Raw genomic sequence first — 16,590 nt, 5'->3', positions numbered from 1 at the left:
CTTCTGTTCTCCCGCGGTCAGTTGATGGGTTCGTGAACGGTGACGAGCTTGGTGCCGTCGGGGAAGGTGGCCTCGACCTGCACGTCATGAATCATTTCCGGGACGCCGTCCATGACGTCGTCGCGGCTGAGCACCTGGCGTCCGGAGGACATCAGCTCGGCGACGGTCCGGCCGTCCCGGGCCCCTTCGAGGATGTGGGCGGTGAGCAGCGCAATGGATTCCGGATGGTTGAGCTTCAGCCCCCGGGCCCGGCGTTTTTCAGCCACGTCTGCCGCCACATGAATCATCAGACGTTCCTGCTCATGCGGAGTCAGTTGCATACGTTCCACCTCACAGACTTCCTGCCCGGGTACGCGTTCGCCCAGGTCACAGGCGTGGACACGCCCGTATAGGTAGATGTATCACACAGCGACTAAAGGGAGAGCAAACCGCCTCCCCGCAGGAGGTCATCAACACCCCCTCGCGCAGAGGTTAGTTCGGACGCATTTCCGTGGCGTTACACGCCTGGTCACCTGCGGAACCCTTCTCAGGGCCGAAGAGGCGACACCTCCCTTACCGGGAGTTACCGGCCGGCGACCGAATTTCCCTTCCGGATTTCCCGTCCGGGAATTTCCGGCGCCTTGAATACGGTGGCGAATTCCACATCCCGGAACGGTCGCCGGACCGATCGGACAGGGCATCCCGGGTGCCGCGAATTGGATGCACCGGGCAATCCGGGCCACCTCCGCTGGACGAACACCACTGTCCGGTATCCGCTCTTGACGGGGCGGTGATCGCTCACGATCCTCATGTGCGCGTCAAACGCTCCGCACCACCCCCCACACCAGTATCGGAGCCACACCGTGACTCGCACCGCCCGTACCCGCCGTCTCACCCTCGCCACCGGCGCCTGTGCCGCCGTCGTCGCCCTGCTCGGCGTCGCGGCCGGCGCCCAGGCGACCGCACCGGCCGCCGCACCCGACATCCCGGTGGCGGACATCAAGGCCGACCTCGCCAAGTTCCAGTCCATAGCCGACGCCAACAACGGCACCCGCGCCCACGGCACCGCCGGGTACCAGCAGTCGGTCGACTATGTGAAGGGCAAGCTGGACGCCGCCGGGTTCACCACGAAGGTCCAGGAGTTCACCAGCGGCGGCGCGAAGGGGTACAACCTCATCGCCGACTGGCCCGGCGGCGACGAGAGCAAGACCGTGATGTCCGGCGCCCACCTCGACTCCGTCCCCGCGGGCCCCGGCATCAACGACAACGGCTCCGGCTCGGCGGGCATCCTGGAGGTCGCGCTCGCGGTCGCCAAGGCCGACCTCAAGCCCACCAAGCACCTGCGGTTCGGCTGGTGGGGCGATGAGGAGGACGGCATGATCGGCTCCTCCCACTACGTCGACTCGCTCGGCGCCGACACCGCCAAGCTCGACTCGTACCTCAACTTCGACATGATCGGCTCGCCCAACCCGGGCTACTTCGTCTACGACGACGACGCGCGGCTGGAGAAGGTCTTCAAGGACTGGTTCGCGAGCAAGAACATCGCCACCGAGAAGGAGACCGAGGGCGACGGCCGCTCCGACCACGCGCCGTTCCAGGACGCCGGGGTCCCCGTCGGCGGTCTGTTCTCCGGCGCCGACTACATCAAGACCGACGCGCAGGCCAAGGCGTGGGGCGGCGAGGCGGGCAAGGCGTTCGACGCCTGCTACCACGAGTCCTGCGACACGGCGAAGAACATCGACGACACCGCGCTGGACAACCACACCGACGCCATCGCCCACGCGCTGTGGGAGCTGAGCTCCTGACCTCGCGCGCCTGAGGGGCACGGCCCGTACGCCTCCGGGCGGACGCGTACGGAGGCCCCCACGCACCTCCGGCCCGCGCGGCCGGCTCCCGGCCCGGCCGCTCTCCCCTGACGGCCGGGCCGCGGCGCGCCATGCCACACCGTCGCGGGCGGACGGTCCGGCCGGCCGCGACGGCGCTCCCCCGTACGGGCTCACCCGTACGGCCCACCCCGTTCCCGGCCCTCGCGGGGGTGTCACGTTGCGGGGCGCCGGGGCGGACCGTGCCGCGAGCGGACCTCTTCCCGCTGGTCCGGGGCGCGCGAGCGGTCCGGGCGCCGCATACCCGATGCCCCGAAAGCACCATTTGGCACACTTGTGACCAATGTCACACTTCGTCATTTCAGCGCGGAATCCGGGCGTCCGATGCGTGACGATCCCCTCGACGACAAGCCCCCGCCGCAGCGGCGGGGCGGTCCGGGCGGACGCCGAATCCTGCCGCCGCCTCGGACGTCAGGTCGACGCGGACGCACCGGCAGGAGCGGAGGACCCGAGCACGACGGGGCCGGGCCGCCGGGGCGCGTCCGCGAAGTCCCGTCCTCCGGGCGGACGACGGGACTTCGCGGGCGCGCCCCGGGGCGGCGGCCCCTTGGGGTGAAGCCGTACACGGCCGGGCACCTTCGCCTGCCCGAACCCGACAGGTCTTCCTTCGCAGGCGGCTGACGAAGGGTTTGCGCATGACTGTGCGCATGCATGTGCCGGCCGCGGTCGCCCGGGCCGGAACCATCTCCGCTCTCACACTCGCCACCGTCGGCGCCGCCGTCACGCTCCCCCCGGGCGCCGACGCCACCGCCGTCTCCACCACGGCGGTACGCATCGCCGCCTCCAAGAAGGGCGCGCCCTACCAGTACGGCGCCCGGGGGCCGCACCGCTTCGACTGCTCGGGGCTGACGCAGTACGCCTTCAAGCGCGCCGGGCGGAGCCTGCCGCGCACCGCCGCCGCGCAGTACAACCGCACCCGCCATGTCCGCGCCACTACCCGCAAGGCCGGTGACCTGGTCTTCTTCCACGGCCGCCAGGGCGTCTACCACGTCGGGATCTACGCCGGGCACAGCCGCATCTGGCACGCCCCGCACTCCGGCACCGTCGTGAAGCTGGAGAAGATCTGGACCCGTTCGGTCTCGTACGGGCGGGTCGGCTGACCCGGGTCAGGCTCCGGCGGACGGCCACGGCAGCCGGACCCGGACGGTCTTGCCGCCGTCCGGCTCCGGCACGGTCGCCACCTCTCCCCCGGACTCGGCGGCCAGCAGACCGACGATGAGCAGACCGCGCCCGCCGGGGCGGCACTCCTCGGCGGGCAGCCGCCGGGGCGGCCGGGGGTCGCGGTCGGTGACCCCCGCGGTCAGCGTCGTGTCCCGGTCGAGCCGGAGCGCGACGGTGAAGTACGGGGAGGTGTCGCCGGTGTGCCGGACGGCGTTGGTCGCCAGCTCGGAGACGATCAGCCGGACCGCGTCGGTGAGCGGCGCGGCCGGGTCGAGACCCCAGGCGCCGAGCACCGCGGAAACGTGCCTGCGCGCGGCCGCGACCGACTCCGGCGCGCCGGGGAGGGTGAGGGTGGATTCCTGGTGGTCTGCCATCGCCGTGCCGTCCTTCTTCCCACCGGGGTCGGATCCGGCGCACGGGCGCGGGCGGGACGCCGCTCGGTCACCGAGCCGGTCCGTGCACCGGGGGGTGCGGACCGGGCGGTCCATGCTGCCGGTACACCCCGCGATCCACCATGAAATGCCCATATCTCTCGCTCGAAGCGGTGAACGGTACGACGCGAGAACGGATCACCGGCCCGGGCGGCTCCGGCGCACGCGCGTCCGGAGCGGCGCGTCAGCCGCGCGGCGCGGTGTCCGTCAAGATCCGTACCGCCGACCGGAGTTGATCTGACGTCAGGTCGGCGCGGGCCGTCAGCCGCAGCCGGGAGACGCCGTCGGGGACGGACGGCGGGCGGAAGCAGCCGACGAGCAGTCCGGCGGCGCGGCAGTCGGCCGCCCAGCCCGCGGCGGCCTCCGCCGACGGGGCGCGGACCGCGACGACGGCGGCGTCCGGGCGGACCGCGGCCAGCCCGGCTGCGGTCAGCCGGTGGTACAGGGCGTCGGCGATCCCCCGGGCGCGGGCCGCGCGCTCCGGCTCGCGGCGCAGCAGCCGCAGCGCGGCGAGCGCGGCACCGGCCGCCGCCGGGGCGAGCCCGGTGTCGAAGATGAACGTCCGCGCGGTGTTGACCAGGTGCTCGATGACCCGCGCCGGTCCGAGGACCGCGCCGCCCTGGGAGCCGAGGGACTTCGACAGCGTCACGGTGGCGACGGTGTCCGGGGCCCCGGCGAGTCCTGCGGTGGCTACGGCGCCGCGTCCGCCGTCGCCGAGCACCCCGAGTCCGTGGGCGTCGTCGACGAGGAGGCCCGCGCCGTGGCGGCGGCAGACGGCGGCGAGGGCGGGCAGCGGGGCCGCGTCGCCGTCGACGGAGAACACCGCGTCGGTGACGGTGAGCGCCCGGCCCTCGTGTGCGGACAGCGCGGCGTCCACGGCGGCGGGGTCGGCGTGCGCGACGACGGCCTTACGGGCGCGGGAGAGGCGGCAGCCGTCGATGAGGGAGGCGTGGTTGCCCGCGTCGGAGACGAGGAGGGCGCCGGGGCCGGACAGGGCGGTGACGGCGGCGAGGTTGGCGGCGTATCCGGAGGAGAGGACGAGGGCCGCCTCGAAGCCGCAGAACGCGGCGAGTTCGCTCTCCAGCGTGGCGTGGAGTTCGGTGGAGCCGGTGACCAGCCGGGAGCCGGTGGCCCCGGCGCCCCAGCGGTGCGCGGCCTGTGCGGCGGCGCGGGTGACCAGCGGGTGGCGGGCGAGTCCGAGGTAGTCGTTGCTCGCCAGGTCCAGCAGTCCGCAGGCGGCCGGGCGGGGGCGCAGGGCGCGGCGCAGACCGGCGCGGCGCCGCGCGTCGTGGGCCGCGTCGAGCCAGTCGAACGCCGCACCCGGATCCCGCGGCGCGGCGTCGGCCGACGGGGCGTCACGGGGCGGTGGCGGGACGGGATCCGCGGGCATCGGCTTTCCTTCGTTTTCCTTCGGTGATTGTGGACTGCCGATAGACGTTAGCGGCCGTTCCACCGCCTCAGGGTGTGGTGATACACACACCCCGATCCGGGCGCGTTGTGGGAATCCTCCTTGGCCAGGGGCACCGGTGTACGTCAGGATCATCGCCATGGAGCTGCTGAACACGTTGGTGGAGAAGGGGCTGCGGCGCGAGCTGCCGACCCGTGAAGAGGCGCTCGCCGTACTGGCGACGTCCGATGACGACCTGCTCGACGTCGTGGCCGCGGCCGGCAAGGTGCGCCGTAAGTGGTTCGGCCGGCGGGTGAAGCTCAACTACCTCGTCAACCTCAAGTCCGGGCTCTGCCCCGAGGACTGCTCGTACTGCTCGCAGCGGCTCGGGTCGAAGGCGGAGATCCTCAAGTACACCTGGCTGAAGCCGGAGGAGGCGTCGCGGGCGGCGGCCGCCGGGGTCGCCGGGGGCGCCAAGCGGGTCTGTCTGGTGGCCAGCGGGCGCGGGCCGACCGACCGGGACGTGGCGCGGGTGTCGGAGACCATCTCCGCCATCAAGGAGCAGAACGAGGGCGTCGAGGTCTGCGCCTGCCTCGGGCTGCTGACGGACGGCCAGGCCGGACGGCTGCGGGAGGCCGGGGCGGACGCCTACAACCACAACCTCAACACCTCCGAGGCGACGTACGGCGACATCTGCACCACCCATGACTTCGGGGACCGGGTGGCGACGGTCAAGCAGGCGCAGGCGGCCGGGATGTCGGCGTGCTCCGGGCTGATCGCCGGGATGGGCGAGAGCGACGCGGACCTGGTCGACGTGGTGTTCGCGCTGCGGGAGCTGGACCCGGACTCGGTGCCGGTGAACTTCCTGATCCCGTTCGAGGGGACGCCGCTGGCGAAGGAGTGGAACCTCACGCCGCAGCGGGCGCTGCGGATCCTGGCGATGACCCGGTTCGTCTGCCCGGACGTCGAGGTGCGGCTGGCCGGCGGGCGGGAGGTGCACCTGCGCAGCATGCAGCCGCTGGCGTTGCACCTGGTCAACTCCCTGTTCCTGGGCGACTACCTGACCAGTGAGGGCCAGGCGGGCAAGGACGACCTCGCGATGATCGCGGACGCCGGTTTCGAGGTGGAGGGCACCGGCACCACGACGCTGCCCGAGCACCGCGCCCCGGGCGGGACCTGCGGCGACGGCGGCTGCGGCGATACGGGGGCGGGCGGCTGCCACGGCGCCGCCGAGGTTCCCGAGCAGGCCGGTGACGCCCTTTCCGACGAGGAACGGCGGGGCCTGGTGGCGGTGCGCCGCCGGGGCGCGGGCACGGAGCTGCCGCCCAATGCCTGAGCCGCTCACCCCGGCCGAACTGCTCGCCCTCGACCGGCAGCACGTCTGGCATCCGTACGGTCCGATGCCCGGGCGCGCCGAGCCGCTGGTGGTAGAGGAGGCGGCCGGGGTGCGGCTGCGGCTGGCGGAACCGGCGGGCGGCCACCGTGAGCTGGTCGACGGGATGGCGTCGTGGTGGTCGGCGGTGCACGGCTACCGGCACCCGGTACTGGACGAGGCGGCCCGCGAGCAGTTGGGGCGGATGAGCCATGTGATGTTCGGCGGGCTCACCCACGAGCCCGCCGTGCGGCTGGCGGAGCGGCTGGTCGCCGTCACGCCGGAGCCGCTGCGCCATGTCTTCCTCGCCGACTCCGGCTCGGTGGCGGTCGAGGTCGCCGCCAAGATGTGTCTGCAGTACTGGCGCTCGGTGGGCCGCCCGCGCAAGCAGCGGCTGCTGACCTGGCGCGGCGGCTACCACGGCGACACCTGGCACCCGATGTCGGTGTGCGACCCCGAGGGCGGGATGCACGACCTGTGGCGGGGCGTCCTGCCGCGCCAGATCTTCGCGGATGCGCCGCCGCCGGGCTTCGACGCGCCGGTCGACGAGGCGTACGCGGCCCACCTGCGGGAGCTGATCGCCCGCCACGCCGACGAGCTGGCCGCGGTGATCGTGGAGCCGGTGGTGCAGGGCGCGGGCGGGATGGTGTTCCACTCCCCCGGCTATCTGCGGGTGCTGCGCGAGGCGTGCGACGCCCATGACGTCCTGCTGATCTTCGACGAGATCGCCACCGGCTTCGGCCGTACGGGCACGCTGTTCGCCGCCGGGCACGCCGGGGTCGCCCCCGATGTGATGTGTCTGGGCAAGGCGCTGACCGGCGGATATCTGACGCTGGCGGCGACGCTGTGCACGGCGGAGGTGGCGGCGGGCATCTCGCGCGGCGAGGTGCCGGTGCTGGCGCACGGCCCGACGTTCATGGGCAATCCGCTGGCCACCGCCGTCGCCGGCGCCAGCGTCGAGCTGCTGCTGTCGCAGGACTGGGCGGGCGAGGTGGCCCGTATCGGATCCGGACTGCGGACGGGCCTGGCCGCGGCCCGGGACCTCCCCGGGGTGCGCGAGGTACGGGTGCTGGGCGCGATCGGTGTCGTCCAGCTCGATCACGAGGTGGACCTGGCCGCGGCGACGGCGGCGGCGGTCCGCGAGGGCGTCTGGCTGCGCCCGTTCCGGGACCTCGTCTACACCATGCCGCCGTACGTCACCGGCGACGACGACGTGGCCCGGATCTGCGCCGCGGTGTGCGCGGCGGCCCGGGAGGGCTGAGCGGCGCGGGCGTCCCGGGGCTCTCCCCCGGGGCGCCGGTGGTGCCGCGCCACTGCCCCGTTCCGGGGTTTCTCACGTACGACAGAGCTGAAGGAGGCGCCATGACGGTGCTGTTCGTGACGGGTACCGGGACCGGTATCGGCAAGACCGTGACGACGGCGGCGCTCGCGGCGGCGGCGCTCGCGGCCGGCCGTTCGGTGGCCGTGCTCAAGCCCGCGCAGACCGGCGTCGGGCCCGACGAGCCGGGCGACGCGGCGGAGGTGGCGCGGCTGGCGGGGGCGGTGACGACGGCGGAACTGGCGCGGTTCCCCGAACCGTTGGCCCCGGCGACGGCGGCCGCGCGGGCGGGCCGGGCACCGGTCGGGCCGCGGGAGGTCGCCGACGCCGCGGAGAAGCTGGCGGCCTCGCACGATCTGGTGCTGGTCGAGGGCGCGGGCGGGCTGCTGGTCCGGTTCGACGCGGCGGGCGCCACCCTCGCGGACGCGGCGCGGCTGGTGGACGCGCCGGTACTGCTGGTGGCGGAAGCCGGACTCGGCACCCTCAACGCCACCGCGCTGACCGCCCTGGCCCTGCGCACCCACGGCCTGCGCTGCGCGGGCGTGGTGATCGGAAGCTGGCCCGCCGAACCGGACCTGGCCTCCCGCTGCAACCTCGGCGACCTGCCCACGGCGGCCGACGCCCCGCTCCTCGGCCTGATCCCGGAGGGCGCCGGAAGCCTGCCACCGGGCGCCTTCCGCTCCGCGGCCACGGGGTGGCTGGCGCCCGCGCTCGGAGGCTCGGGGCCGTTGCGGGTGCCGTGAGCGGGGGCGGGGCGGATCCGGGGGGCAGCCGCGGGCTCGCCGGGTGTGACCAGGCCCTGTGGCAGGGCCGGCCGGGCACCCGCCCGTCACGGCCGTTCCGCCGGCCCTGCCACAGCCCGTCCGGCGGAAATCCGCTCCCGTGGGACACGGCACCCGCGGCACACTGTCGCCCATGACCGGGCCCACCGACGCCGAACTCCTGGCGCACTGGTACGACGCCTGCAACCCCTGGGCCGTCTGCGACGACTTCTACCTCGGCCTGGTGATGCGGGCCGAGGCCGTCCTCGACGTCGGCTGCGGCACCGGCACCCTGCTGCGCCGCGCCCGGGAGCGCGGCCACCGCGGGCGGCTCTGCGGACTCGACCCGGATCCGGCGATGCTGGCACGGGCGCGCGCGGGCGCCGCCGACGGCATCACCTGGCTCAGCGGCGGTCTGGGAACCACGACCGCACCGGCCGGCCTCGGCGCGGCGCCGGAGTTCGACCTCGTCGTGATGACCGGCCACGCCTTCCAGGCGCTCCGCGCGGACGCGGAGCTGCGGGCCGCGCTCGCCGTCGTCCGCGGGGCGCTGGTCCCCGGCGGGCGGTTCGCGTTCGAGACGCGGAATCCGGCGGCGCGGGCGTGGGAGCGGTGGACCCCCGCCCACGCGGTGGAGGTGACCGGCCCGGACGGTGCGCGGGCCCGGATCGCGCACCGGGTACGGCAGCCGGTGGACGGGGAGTTGGTGCGCTTCACCACCGTGCTCACCGGGCCCGGTCTGCCGCGTACCGTTCGCGCGCACTCCACGCTGCGCTTCCTGCCCGAGGAGGCGCTCGACGGTTTTCTGGCCGGTGCGGGGCTGGCCGCCGAGGAACGGTACGGCGACTGGGACCGCTCGCCGCTGACCCCGGCGAGCCCCGAGATCATCACCGTCGCGGGGCTCAGTCCAGCGCCGCGCCCTTGCGTTCGGGGATGAGGAACATCGCGGCCATGTCGAGGACGTAGAGGACCGCGAGCAGGCCGATGGCCTTCTGGAAGCCGAAGCTTCCGGCGACCAGGGCGACGATGAGCGGGGCGAAGCCGCCGACACCGCGGCCGAGGTTGAACAGCACGTTCTGTGCGGTGGCGCGGGCGTGTGTGGGGTACAGCTCGGCGATGAGCGCACCGTAGCCGCCGGTCATGCCGTTGACGAACGCGCCCATGACGGCGCCGCCGATGAGCAGTGCGACGGGTGTGGTGAGGGTGGCGTAGGCGAGGACGGTCACGACCGCGCCCGCCTGGAAGAGCCAGAAGGTGGGGCGGCGGCCGATGCGGTCGGCGAGGTGGCCGAAGGCGAGGATGCCGCAGGCCATGCCGAGGACGGTGACGGCGGTCCAGGCGCCGGACTTGGTGAGGCTGTAGCCGAACTGCTGGGAGAGGTAGCTGGGCAGCCAGGTCATCAGGCCGTAGTAGCCGAAGTTCTGGACGGAGGTCAGGACGAGGACGCCGAGGGTGGCGCGGCGCGCGGCGGGGGTGGCGACGAGGCTGCGCAGCGGGGCGGTGGCCGGGCGGGCGCGGCCGGCTGCGGCGGTGAACGCGGCCGGCTCCCGCATGGTGCGGCGGAAGAGGAACGCGGCGAGGGCGGGCACCACGCCGAGGGCGAAGAGGGCACGCCAGCCCCAGGCGTTGATGACGGGCGCGGAGACGAGGGCGGCGGCGAGGACGCCCGCCTGCCAGCCGAGGCCGACGTACGAGGTGCCGCGGGCGCGTTTGCGGCTGGGGAACGCCTCGGCGGCGAGCGCCATGCCGATGCCGAACTCACCGCCGATGCCCATCCCGGCGAGGAACCGGAAGGCGGCGAGCTGCGGGAAGTCCTGGGCGAGGGCGGTGGCGCCGGTGAAGACGGCGAAGAGCACGATCGACCAGGACAGCACCCGGATGCGGCCGAGGCGGTCGGAGAGCATCCCGAAGAGGAGGCCGCCGGCGACGCAGCCGATGAGGGTGAGGGTGGTCAGCGATCCGGCCTGGGTGGAGGTCAGATGCAGTCCGGCGGTGACGGCGGAGAGCGCGAAGCTGAGGATGAGGAGGTCGAAGCCTTCGAGCCCGTAGCCGACGGCGGAGGCGACAACGGCTTTGCGGGCGTAGCGGTCCGCGGCGGCGTCGGGCGCCGCGTCCGTCGTCTCGGAGGGGTGCGGGGGTGCCGGCGGCGCGGGGTGCTGGGGCATGCGTCCTTCAGTGCTGCGTACGGAGCGGGGGCGGCCTGACGACCTGGAGGTCAGCAGCCGGGCCGAAGGCGGTCGGTGTCTCCCGTACGGGATGCCGCCGGTGCCGCGTGCCCACCGTGTCCGGCCGCGCGCGGGGCCGAAGGGCCATTCTAGGGGGCGTGGCGTGATCTGTTCGCACGGGCATCCGGTCGAGGGGCCCGGCCGGGCCCGTGACGGCGTCAGACCGTCCAGCTACGCAGTTCGTCGGCGATGGCGGACAGCTCGGTGGTGTCGTCCTTGACGAGGCGGGCGAGGTCGCGGACCCGCTCGGGCGAGGTCGCGATCTTCAGGCCGCTGGCGACGAGGTAGCCGTAGGCCACGGCCGTCGCGAACATGGCGTTGGACCGCTCCAGCGCCGGCACCCGCAGCAGGAGGTGGAGGAGGGCCGCGGCGCGGTCTGGCGGGTCGGTGTAGACGGGGACGCCGATGATCTCCGCCTCGTGGCGGGCGACGGCGGCGACGAGGGCGCCCCAGTCGGTGACCGCGGGATCGCCCGGGGTGTGCTGTTCGGCGACGAGGAGCAGCCAGGCGAGGTCGATGCGGAGGGTCACTGCTTGCCCGGGTGTCCTTCCCTGCCGCCCGCCGCGCCGCGCGCGGGCTCCGCCGCGCCCCGCCCGAACTCCTCGGCGAAGACGCGCTCGTACTGCTTCATGAAGTCGGAGGCCGCCTCGACGAAGGTCTGGCCGACCTCGCCGGCGTCCCGGAGGACGAGTTCCTCGATATAGCGATTCACGCTCACTCCCCGCTGCAGGGCGCGCTCCCGGGCCGCTTCGGCGGTGGCTTCGTCCACGCGGACGTTCAACTGTGTTTTCGCCACGCCTTCACGCTAGCGCGCATCCGCTAGCACCGGCAAGCGGCCGGCGGCCCGGCAAGCGGAGCCGTGCGCCCCGCTCCGCCTCGCGGCGCACGCCCCGGCGCGGCTCAGGCGCCGCGGCCGTCCGGGGTGACCGGGACCGGCGGGGAGACCGCTTCCGCGGCGGGCGGCGCGCCCCCGTCCGCGGGCCCGTGGCCGAGGGCGTGCACGCACAGCCCGGCGAGGATCAGCGCGAGCCCGAGCCAGCCGGTGGCCGCGGGCGCCGCGACGCCGAGCAGCAGCGCCTCGCCGAGCAGGGTGAACGGCACCTCGGCCGCCTGCGTCGCCTCGACCGCGCCGAGCGCCGCGGGGTGGTGGCGGACGAGGTCGGTCGCGCGGAAGAAGAGGGTGGTGGCGAGGACCCCGGAGGCCAGCGCGACGATCACGCTCCGGAGCAGTTGCCCGCCGGACGGGGGCCCCGCGGTGGCGCCCGCGACGGCCGCCAGCACCAGCCACAGCGGCAGCGAGCCCAGCGTCATCGCCAGGGTGCGCTGGACGCCGTCGAGCCCGTCGGTGCCGAGCAGCATGCGATTGCCGAGCGGGTAGGCGACCGCCGCGATCAGGACGGGCGCCACCACGGTGAGCGCGGTGGACGCGCCCGTACCGCCGGCGTGTTCCAACTGGGTCAGGACGACGCCGAGGACGATCAGCGCGGAGACCAGGACGGTACGGAGCGGGACGCGGGCGCCGCCCAGTGCGCCGATGGCGATGCCCGCGACGATGACCAACTGCCAGGTGGAGGCGACCAGCCAGCCCGCGCCCGCCTCGGAGGCCCAGGCCAGCGGCGCGTAGAAGAGGCCGAAGCCGACGGTCGACCACACCAGCCAGCGGGCGGGGCGGGTGCGCAGGCTGCGCAGCACGTCGGGCAGGCCGCCGCGCACCGCGACCAGGAGGGTCATCGGCACCACCATGAAGAGGTAGCGCAGGCTCGCGGTCCACAGCCAGGAGCCGCCGGACAGGCTCATGCCGCGGTTGAGCACGAAGCTCATGGCGAATCCGGCGGCGGCGAGGACGCCGAGGGCCATGGGCGTGGCGAGGGCCGGTGTCCGGCGGCCGGGGCGTATCCGCACTGTCGTCTCTCCCGTTTCTCCGTGAGGGCCGGGCCGTCGCGGCGTACCGTCCGCACCGGCCGACTGACATCTGAAATGTCAGTGAGGTCCGGTCACCGTACGGCACCCGGTGCGGGCCCCGTTCCCCGCCCCCGCCTCCGTCCGGTGGGCGCCGGGGCGGGCGCTTAGGATCGCCGGGTGACCGCACTGGAACCGGTCCCGAGAAGGCTGCTGCGCGACGAGGCGTACGACGCGCTGCTGGAGGCGATCGTCTCCGGTGAGCTGCCTCCCGGGCAGAAACTCAACGACGCCGAGCTGGCCGCCCGCCTCGGGCTGTCCCGCGCGCCGGTCCGCCAGGCCCTCGCGCGGCTGACCGGGGAGCGGCTGGTGGTGTCGAAGCCGCAGAGCTACACGCGGGTCGCGCCCGTCGACGAGCGGGAGACCCGGGACGCGCTGGCGGTGGTGCGGGCGATGCACGCGCTGGCCGTCCGGGAGGCGGTGCCGCGGCTGACCGGCGGCGATCTGGCGCGGATGCGGGCGGCCAACGCGGACTTCGTCCGGGCGCTGGACGCCGAGGACGCCTCGGCGGCGCTGGCCGCGGACGACGCGCTGCACGCCGTCCCCGTCGAGGTGTGCGGCAACGCGGCGCTCGCCGAGACGATCCGCCGGTACACCCCGCTGCTGCGGCGCCGGGAGCGGCGCCGGTTCTCGGGGGCGGCGGCCCGCGCCTCGGCCGCCCGCCACGACGCGCTGATCGACGCCTGCGCGGCGGGCGCGACGGATACCGCGGTGGAGTTGTCCGGGGAGATCTGGGGCGGTCTGGACACGGCCGACTGAGCGGCGGCCGAGCCCCGGCGGGCCGGGCGGGTGTGCGCCGGGCCGCCGCCGGTCCCTGTGGTGCGGTACCCGGCGCGGTCCGATGGCTACCGGGCCGGTCGGCCACGGCGCACCGCACCCGCCCGCGGCACGTACGCCCGCCGGGCCCCCGCCGCGCCTACCGGGCCGTCTCCGTCCAGGTGACCGGCAGGGCGTGGACGCCGTAGATGTTCATATCGGTCCGCAGGGGGACCTCGTCGGCGGGGACGGCGAGGGTGAGGTCCGGGAAGCGGCGGAGCAGTCCGGTGAGGCCGGCGCGCATCTCGATACGGGCCAGTTGCTGGCCGAGGCACTGGTGGACGCCGTGGCCGAAGGCGAGGTGGCCGCGGGCGTTGCGGTGGACGTCCAGGGCGTCGGGACCGTCGAAGCGGCGGGGGTCGCGGTTGGCGGCGAGCAGGGAGATGACGACGGTGGAGCCCTCGGGGACGGTCTCGCCGCCGAGTTCGATGTCCTCGGTGGCGTAGCGGTAGAAGATGTCGGCGACGGTCAGGTGGCGCAGCAGCTCCTCGACGGCGCCGGGCATCAGCTCCGGACCGGCGCGCAGCGCGGCCAGTTGTGCGGGGTTCTCCAGGAGCGCGAAGGTGCCCAGGGCGAGCATGTTGGCGGTGGTCTCGTGCCCCGCGAGCAGCAGCAGGAAGGCGATCCCGGTCAGTTCCTCGGCGGTGAGGTCGTCGTGGCGGGCCAGGTCGGAGAGGAGATCGTCGCCGGGTTCGGCGCGCTTACGGGTGACCAGTGCGGCGAGGTAGGAGGTGAGCGCGGTGTACGCGGCCACCTTCTCGTCGAGCGGCTGCTCCTTGACCATGAAGCGGGCGGAGTCGGCCTGGAAGGCGGCGCGGTCCTCGTAGGGGACGCCGAGCAGTTCGCAGATGACCAGTGAGGGGACGGGCAGCGCGAACTCCTGGACCAGGTCGACCGGCGGGGCAAGGCGTGCGAGGGCGTCCAGTTGGCGTTCGACGATGTCGGCGATGTGCGCTTCGAGGCTCTTCATCCGCTTGACGGTGAAAGCGCCGGTGAGCTTGCGCCGCAGCCGGGTGTGGTCCGGCGGGTCCATGGCGATGAACAGGCCCGGCACCTGCGGCGACGGTTCGGTCGGGACGGGCATGCCCGGGATCTCGTACGGGACGTGGAGGACGCCGAGGTCCTGGCGGGAGCTGAAGCGGGCGTCGGCCAGGACCCGGCGGGCCTCGTCGTGGCCGGTGATGAGCCATCCCTCGTGGCCGTCGGGGAAGAGCAGCGGGCTGACGGGGCGGGCCTCGCGCAGCCGGCTGATGCGGCGGGGCGGGTCGAAGGGGCCGGCGTCGCGCTCCATGGGGAGGCCGTGCGGGACGGGTTCGGTGTGGCGCATGGGATGTCCTTCCGTGCGGGGCGCGGCCGGTGGGCGCGGCCGCACCCCGATCGATGGTTTGGATATGGGCATGACAAGGAAGAGGGCGGGGCGGGGGTGTGCCCTCTCCCCGTGCGAGAGGTGAAGTGGCTGGCGATGGAGGCGGGTTGGGCGGATCGGCCCGGCGGTCAGGAGCGGGCGCGGAGTACGTCGATGTTGCCGTGGTGGGTGCGGGCGTGGACCTCGACGGTGTCCTCGGTCTTCCGCGGGGTCTCGGAGGGGGTGAGGGCGTTGCGCACCTGCCCCGAGCTGGAGGCGGCGTCGATCCAGGCCGCGGTGCCGTTGCGGATGCCGATCTCGATGGAGCCGGAGGAGGTCTCCAGGCGCACGGTGCCGCGGACGGCGTCGGCCAGCCGCAGCGCGCCGTGGGCGGTGGTGGCGGTGACCGAGTCCTCGGCGCGGGCGATGTCGATGTCGCCGTGGGCGCCGCTGACCCGCAGTTCGCCGGTGACGGTGCCGACGGCGGTGGTGCCGTGCGCGTTCTTCAGGACGGCGGGGCCGTCGAGGGTGGAGACGCGCAGGCTGCCGGAGCTGGTGCCGATCTCGGCCGCGCCCTCGACCCGGCCGACGGTGACCGAGCCGTGGGCGGCGGTCAGCCGGAGCGGGCCGGTCTCGTCGAGGCGGACGTCGCCGGACGAGGTCTTCACCCGGACCTCGCCGAGCCGCCCTTCGCCCAGCACCTGGGTCCAGGCACCGGTCAGTTCGACGCGCGAGCCCGCGGGCAGTTCCACCGTCACATCGACGGTGCCGGTCCGCCCGAAGAGGGAGCGCGGCTTGGGCGTCCGGACCGTCAGGACCCCGCCCGCGTATCCGACCTCGGTCTGTTCGGCGGTGCGGACGTCGCGCTCCCGCCCCGCCTCGCGGGGCCGGACCTCGACGGCCGTGTCCTGGCGATCGCCCGCCAGGAACCGGATGGAACCGGCGTCGACATGGGCGGTGACGGTGATCGGCTCGGGTGTGGCGAAAGAAGGCATGACGCTACCGTCCTCATGAGTCGGTGGGCCGTCCCCGCAGGTGGGACGGTGTGTGGTGGATTCCGGCGCATGGGGCGCCGGGGCGGTACAGATGGCGCGGGGCGGGCGGCGCGGCGCCTGCCGCCGGGCTTTTGCCGGACGGGCGGACGGCGCGCCCCGGAGGGGGTCTTGCCGGTCTTCGCGGGTCAGGCCGTGGCGTCCGGTGGCGCGCACCGCGCGGCGAGGCGCCTGCCGCGGACCGGGCGTCCGCGGGCGGGGCCCCCGTGGGCGGCGCGGCCACGCGGCGGCATGCGGCGCCGGGCGCCACGGCCTGACCCGCGAAGGCCGGGAGGCGCTCCTAGCGCACCCAGCCCGTGAAGCTCTGGCCGACGGTGTGGGTCCGTTGGGGGGCGGCGGCCGGGCGGGTGCCGCCGTCGACCGCGGCGGAGACCGCCCGCACCAGCCAGGCGTTGACCGACAGGCCCTCGCGGCCGGCGGCCTCCTCGGCGCGCGCTTTGAGGTGCGCGGGAAGACGCAGGTTCACCCGGGCCGTCCCGCCCTCCTCCCCCTCGGCGGGCGGCGGCGCCGGGGCCGGCGCGGCGGGTGCGGCGGCGCTCTCCGCCACCTCGGCGGCGGGCGGCGGCGTCACCACGAAGTCGGGATCCAGCCCCCGCAGCCGCACATCGACCGAGCCGGGCGCCAGTTCGCGGGTGATCTCGTCCATCGCGGCGGAGAGCACCTGCAGCATGGCCAGCCGGGCCGCCGACTCCAGCGGAGCCGTCAGCCGCTCCGCCACCTCACGGGCGCCCTCCCCACCGGCTTCGGCGGCCACCGCGAGATCACGGCGGAGGGTTTCGACATACGGGGTGAGATCCATGACGCCATGATGGCACCAGAGTGGCACCATCTGCAAGCCCGAGGGGTGCCAGATCCGCAAGGAGGGCATCAGACCTGCTCTGACCTGCCAAAACACAGGGAT

The 16,590-nt window shown here is 74.3% G+C and carries 17 protein-coding genes; 7 read left to right on the top strand and 10 right to left on the bottom strand.

Translation table 11 applies throughout. The annotated features are described in order from the left end of the window. Positions 1-17: 17 nt before the first annotated feature. Positions 18-320 (bottom strand): urease subunit gamma, encoded by a 303-nt coding sequence (locus tag ACGH2B_RS27545; protein ID WP_143940408.1) that lies wholly within the window; start codon positions 318-320, stop codon positions 18-20. Between the two features lie 522 nt (positions 321-842). On the opposite strand from ACGH2B_RS27545, the gene ACGH2B_RS27540 reads away from it, so the two are divergent. Both ACGH2B_RS27540 and ACGH2B_RS27535 read left to right on the top strand, forming a co-directional pair. Then, positions 843-1,784 carry a M28 family metallopeptidase gene (locus ACGH2B_RS27540; RefSeq protein ID WP_399095465.1) on the top strand — a complete coding sequence of 314 codons (942 nt, stop codon included), beginning with the start codon at positions 843-845 and terminating at the stop codon, positions 1,782-1,784. A 713-nt stretch (positions 1,785-2,497) separates the two neighbouring features. Beyond that, a complete protein-coding gene (locus ACGH2B_RS27535; RefSeq protein ID WP_399095462.1) occupies positions 2,498-2,962 on the top strand; it encodes a C40 family peptidase in 465 nt (154 codons plus the stop codon). 6 nt (positions 2,963-2,968) lie between these two features. Here the strand turns inward: ACGH2B_RS27535 and ACGH2B_RS27530 are convergent, their stop codons facing one another. Further along, positions 2,969-3,397, bottom strand: coding sequence for an ATP-binding protein (locus ACGH2B_RS27530; RefSeq protein WP_399095459.1), 429 nt, complete (start codon positions 3,395-3,397; stop codon positions 2,969-2,971). Between the two features lie 241 nt (positions 3,398-3,638). Further along, a complete protein-coding gene (locus ACGH2B_RS27525) occupies positions 3,639-4,844 on the bottom strand; it encodes an 8-amino-7-oxononanoate synthase (protein WP_399095457.1) in 1,206 nt (401 codons plus the stop codon). 157 nt (positions 4,845-5,001) lie between these two features. Here ACGH2B_RS27525 and bioB point away from each other — a divergent pair, with 157 nt between their 5' ends. From bioB to ACGH2B_RS27505, 4 genes are all read left to right on the top strand, one after another. Further along, positions 5,002-6,177, top strand: a complete 1,176-nt coding sequence (gene bioB, locus ACGH2B_RS27520) for a biotin synthase BioB (RefSeq protein ID WP_399097380.1) — start codon at positions 5,002-5,004, stop codon at positions 6,175-6,177. Then, positions 6,170-7,474, top strand: a complete 1,305-nt coding sequence (locus ACGH2B_RS27515) for an adenosylmethionine--8-amino-7-oxononanoate transaminase (protein ID WP_399095454.1) — start codon at positions 6,170-6,172, stop codon at positions 7,472-7,474. Before bioB ends, ACGH2B_RS27515 begins: the two co-directional genes overlap by 8 nt. Positions 7,475-7,575: 101 nt before the next feature. Further along, positions 7,576-8,274, top strand: coding sequence for a dethiobiotin synthase (bioD, locus tag ACGH2B_RS27510; protein WP_399095451.1), 699 nt, complete (start codon positions 7,576-7,578; stop codon positions 8,272-8,274). A gap of 172 nt (positions 8,275-8,446) precedes the next feature. Further along, complete coding sequence (locus ACGH2B_RS27505) at positions 8,447-9,229, top strand: class I SAM-dependent methyltransferase (protein ID WP_399095448.1); 783 nt, start codon at positions 8,447-8,449, stop codon at positions 9,227-9,229. Here the strand turns inward: ACGH2B_RS27505 and ACGH2B_RS27500 are convergent. The 4 genes from ACGH2B_RS27500 to ACGH2B_RS27485 form a co-directional block, all read right to left on the bottom strand. Then, positions 9,195-10,457 carry an MFS transporter gene (locus tag ACGH2B_RS27500; protein WP_399095445.1) on the bottom strand — a complete coding sequence of 421 codons (1,263 nt, stop codon included), beginning with the start codon at positions 10,455-10,457 and terminating at the stop codon, positions 9,195-9,197. The genes ACGH2B_RS27505 and ACGH2B_RS27500 overlap by 35 nt on opposite strands. 218 nt (positions 10,458-10,675) lie before the next feature. Next, complete coding sequence (locus ACGH2B_RS27495) at positions 10,676-11,047, bottom strand: fic family toxin-antitoxin system, toxin component (protein ID WP_399095442.1); 372 nt, start codon at positions 11,045-11,047, stop codon at positions 10,676-10,678. Continuing rightward, positions 11,044-11,313 (bottom strand): hypothetical protein, encoded by a 270-nt coding sequence (locus tag ACGH2B_RS27490; RefSeq protein ID WP_399095439.1) that lies wholly within the window; start codon positions 11,311-11,313, stop codon positions 11,044-11,046. Before ACGH2B_RS27490 ends, ACGH2B_RS27495 begins: the two co-directional genes overlap by 4 nt. Positions 11,314-11,417: 104 nt before the next feature. Continuing rightward, positions 11,418-12,419, bottom strand: coding sequence for a multidrug resistance efflux transporter family protein (locus ACGH2B_RS27485; RefSeq protein WP_399095436.1), 1,002 nt, complete (start codon positions 12,417-12,419; stop codon positions 11,418-11,420). Positions 12,420-12,596: 177 nt separating this feature from the next. Here ACGH2B_RS27485 and ACGH2B_RS27480 point away from each other — a divergent pair, with 177 nt between their 5' ends. Beyond that, positions 12,597-13,235: a GntR family transcriptional regulator gene (locus ACGH2B_RS27480; RefSeq protein ID WP_399095433.1), complete on the top strand. Its 639-nt coding sequence runs from the start codon at positions 12,597-12,599 to the stop codon at positions 13,233-13,235. Between the two features lie 157 nt (positions 13,236-13,392). Here ACGH2B_RS27480 and ACGH2B_RS27475 read toward each other — a convergent pair whose 3' ends face one another. The 3 genes from ACGH2B_RS27475 to ACGH2B_RS27465 all read right to left on the bottom strand — a co-directional run bounded on the left by ACGH2B_RS27475 (position 13,393) and on the right by ACGH2B_RS27465 (position 16,488). After that, positions 13,393-14,619: a cytochrome P450 gene (locus ACGH2B_RS27475; RefSeq protein WP_399095430.1), complete on the bottom strand. Its 1,227-nt coding sequence runs from the start codon at positions 14,617-14,619 to the stop codon at positions 13,393-13,395. A 167-nt stretch (positions 14,620-14,786) separates the two neighbouring features. After that, entirely contained in the window at positions 14,787-15,632 is an 846-nt protein-coding gene (locus tag ACGH2B_RS27470) for a DUF4097 family beta strand repeat-containing protein (protein WP_399095427.1), read from the bottom strand. Between the two features lie 337 nt (positions 15,633-15,969). Continuing rightward, positions 15,970-16,488 (bottom strand): hypothetical protein, encoded by a 519-nt coding sequence (locus ACGH2B_RS27465; RefSeq protein WP_399095424.1) that lies wholly within the window; start codon positions 16,486-16,488, stop codon positions 15,970-15,972. Positions 16,489-16,590 lie beyond the last annotated feature (102 nt).

Origin of the sequence: Streptomyces sp. BBFR2 (assembly GCF_044497305.1) — a bacterium.
Lineage (GTDB): Bacteria > Actinomycetota > Actinomycetes > Streptomycetales > Streptomycetaceae > Streptomyces.
Note: the sequence above shows the minus strand (reverse complement) of the source record. Positions and strands in the feature narration are given on the sequence as shown.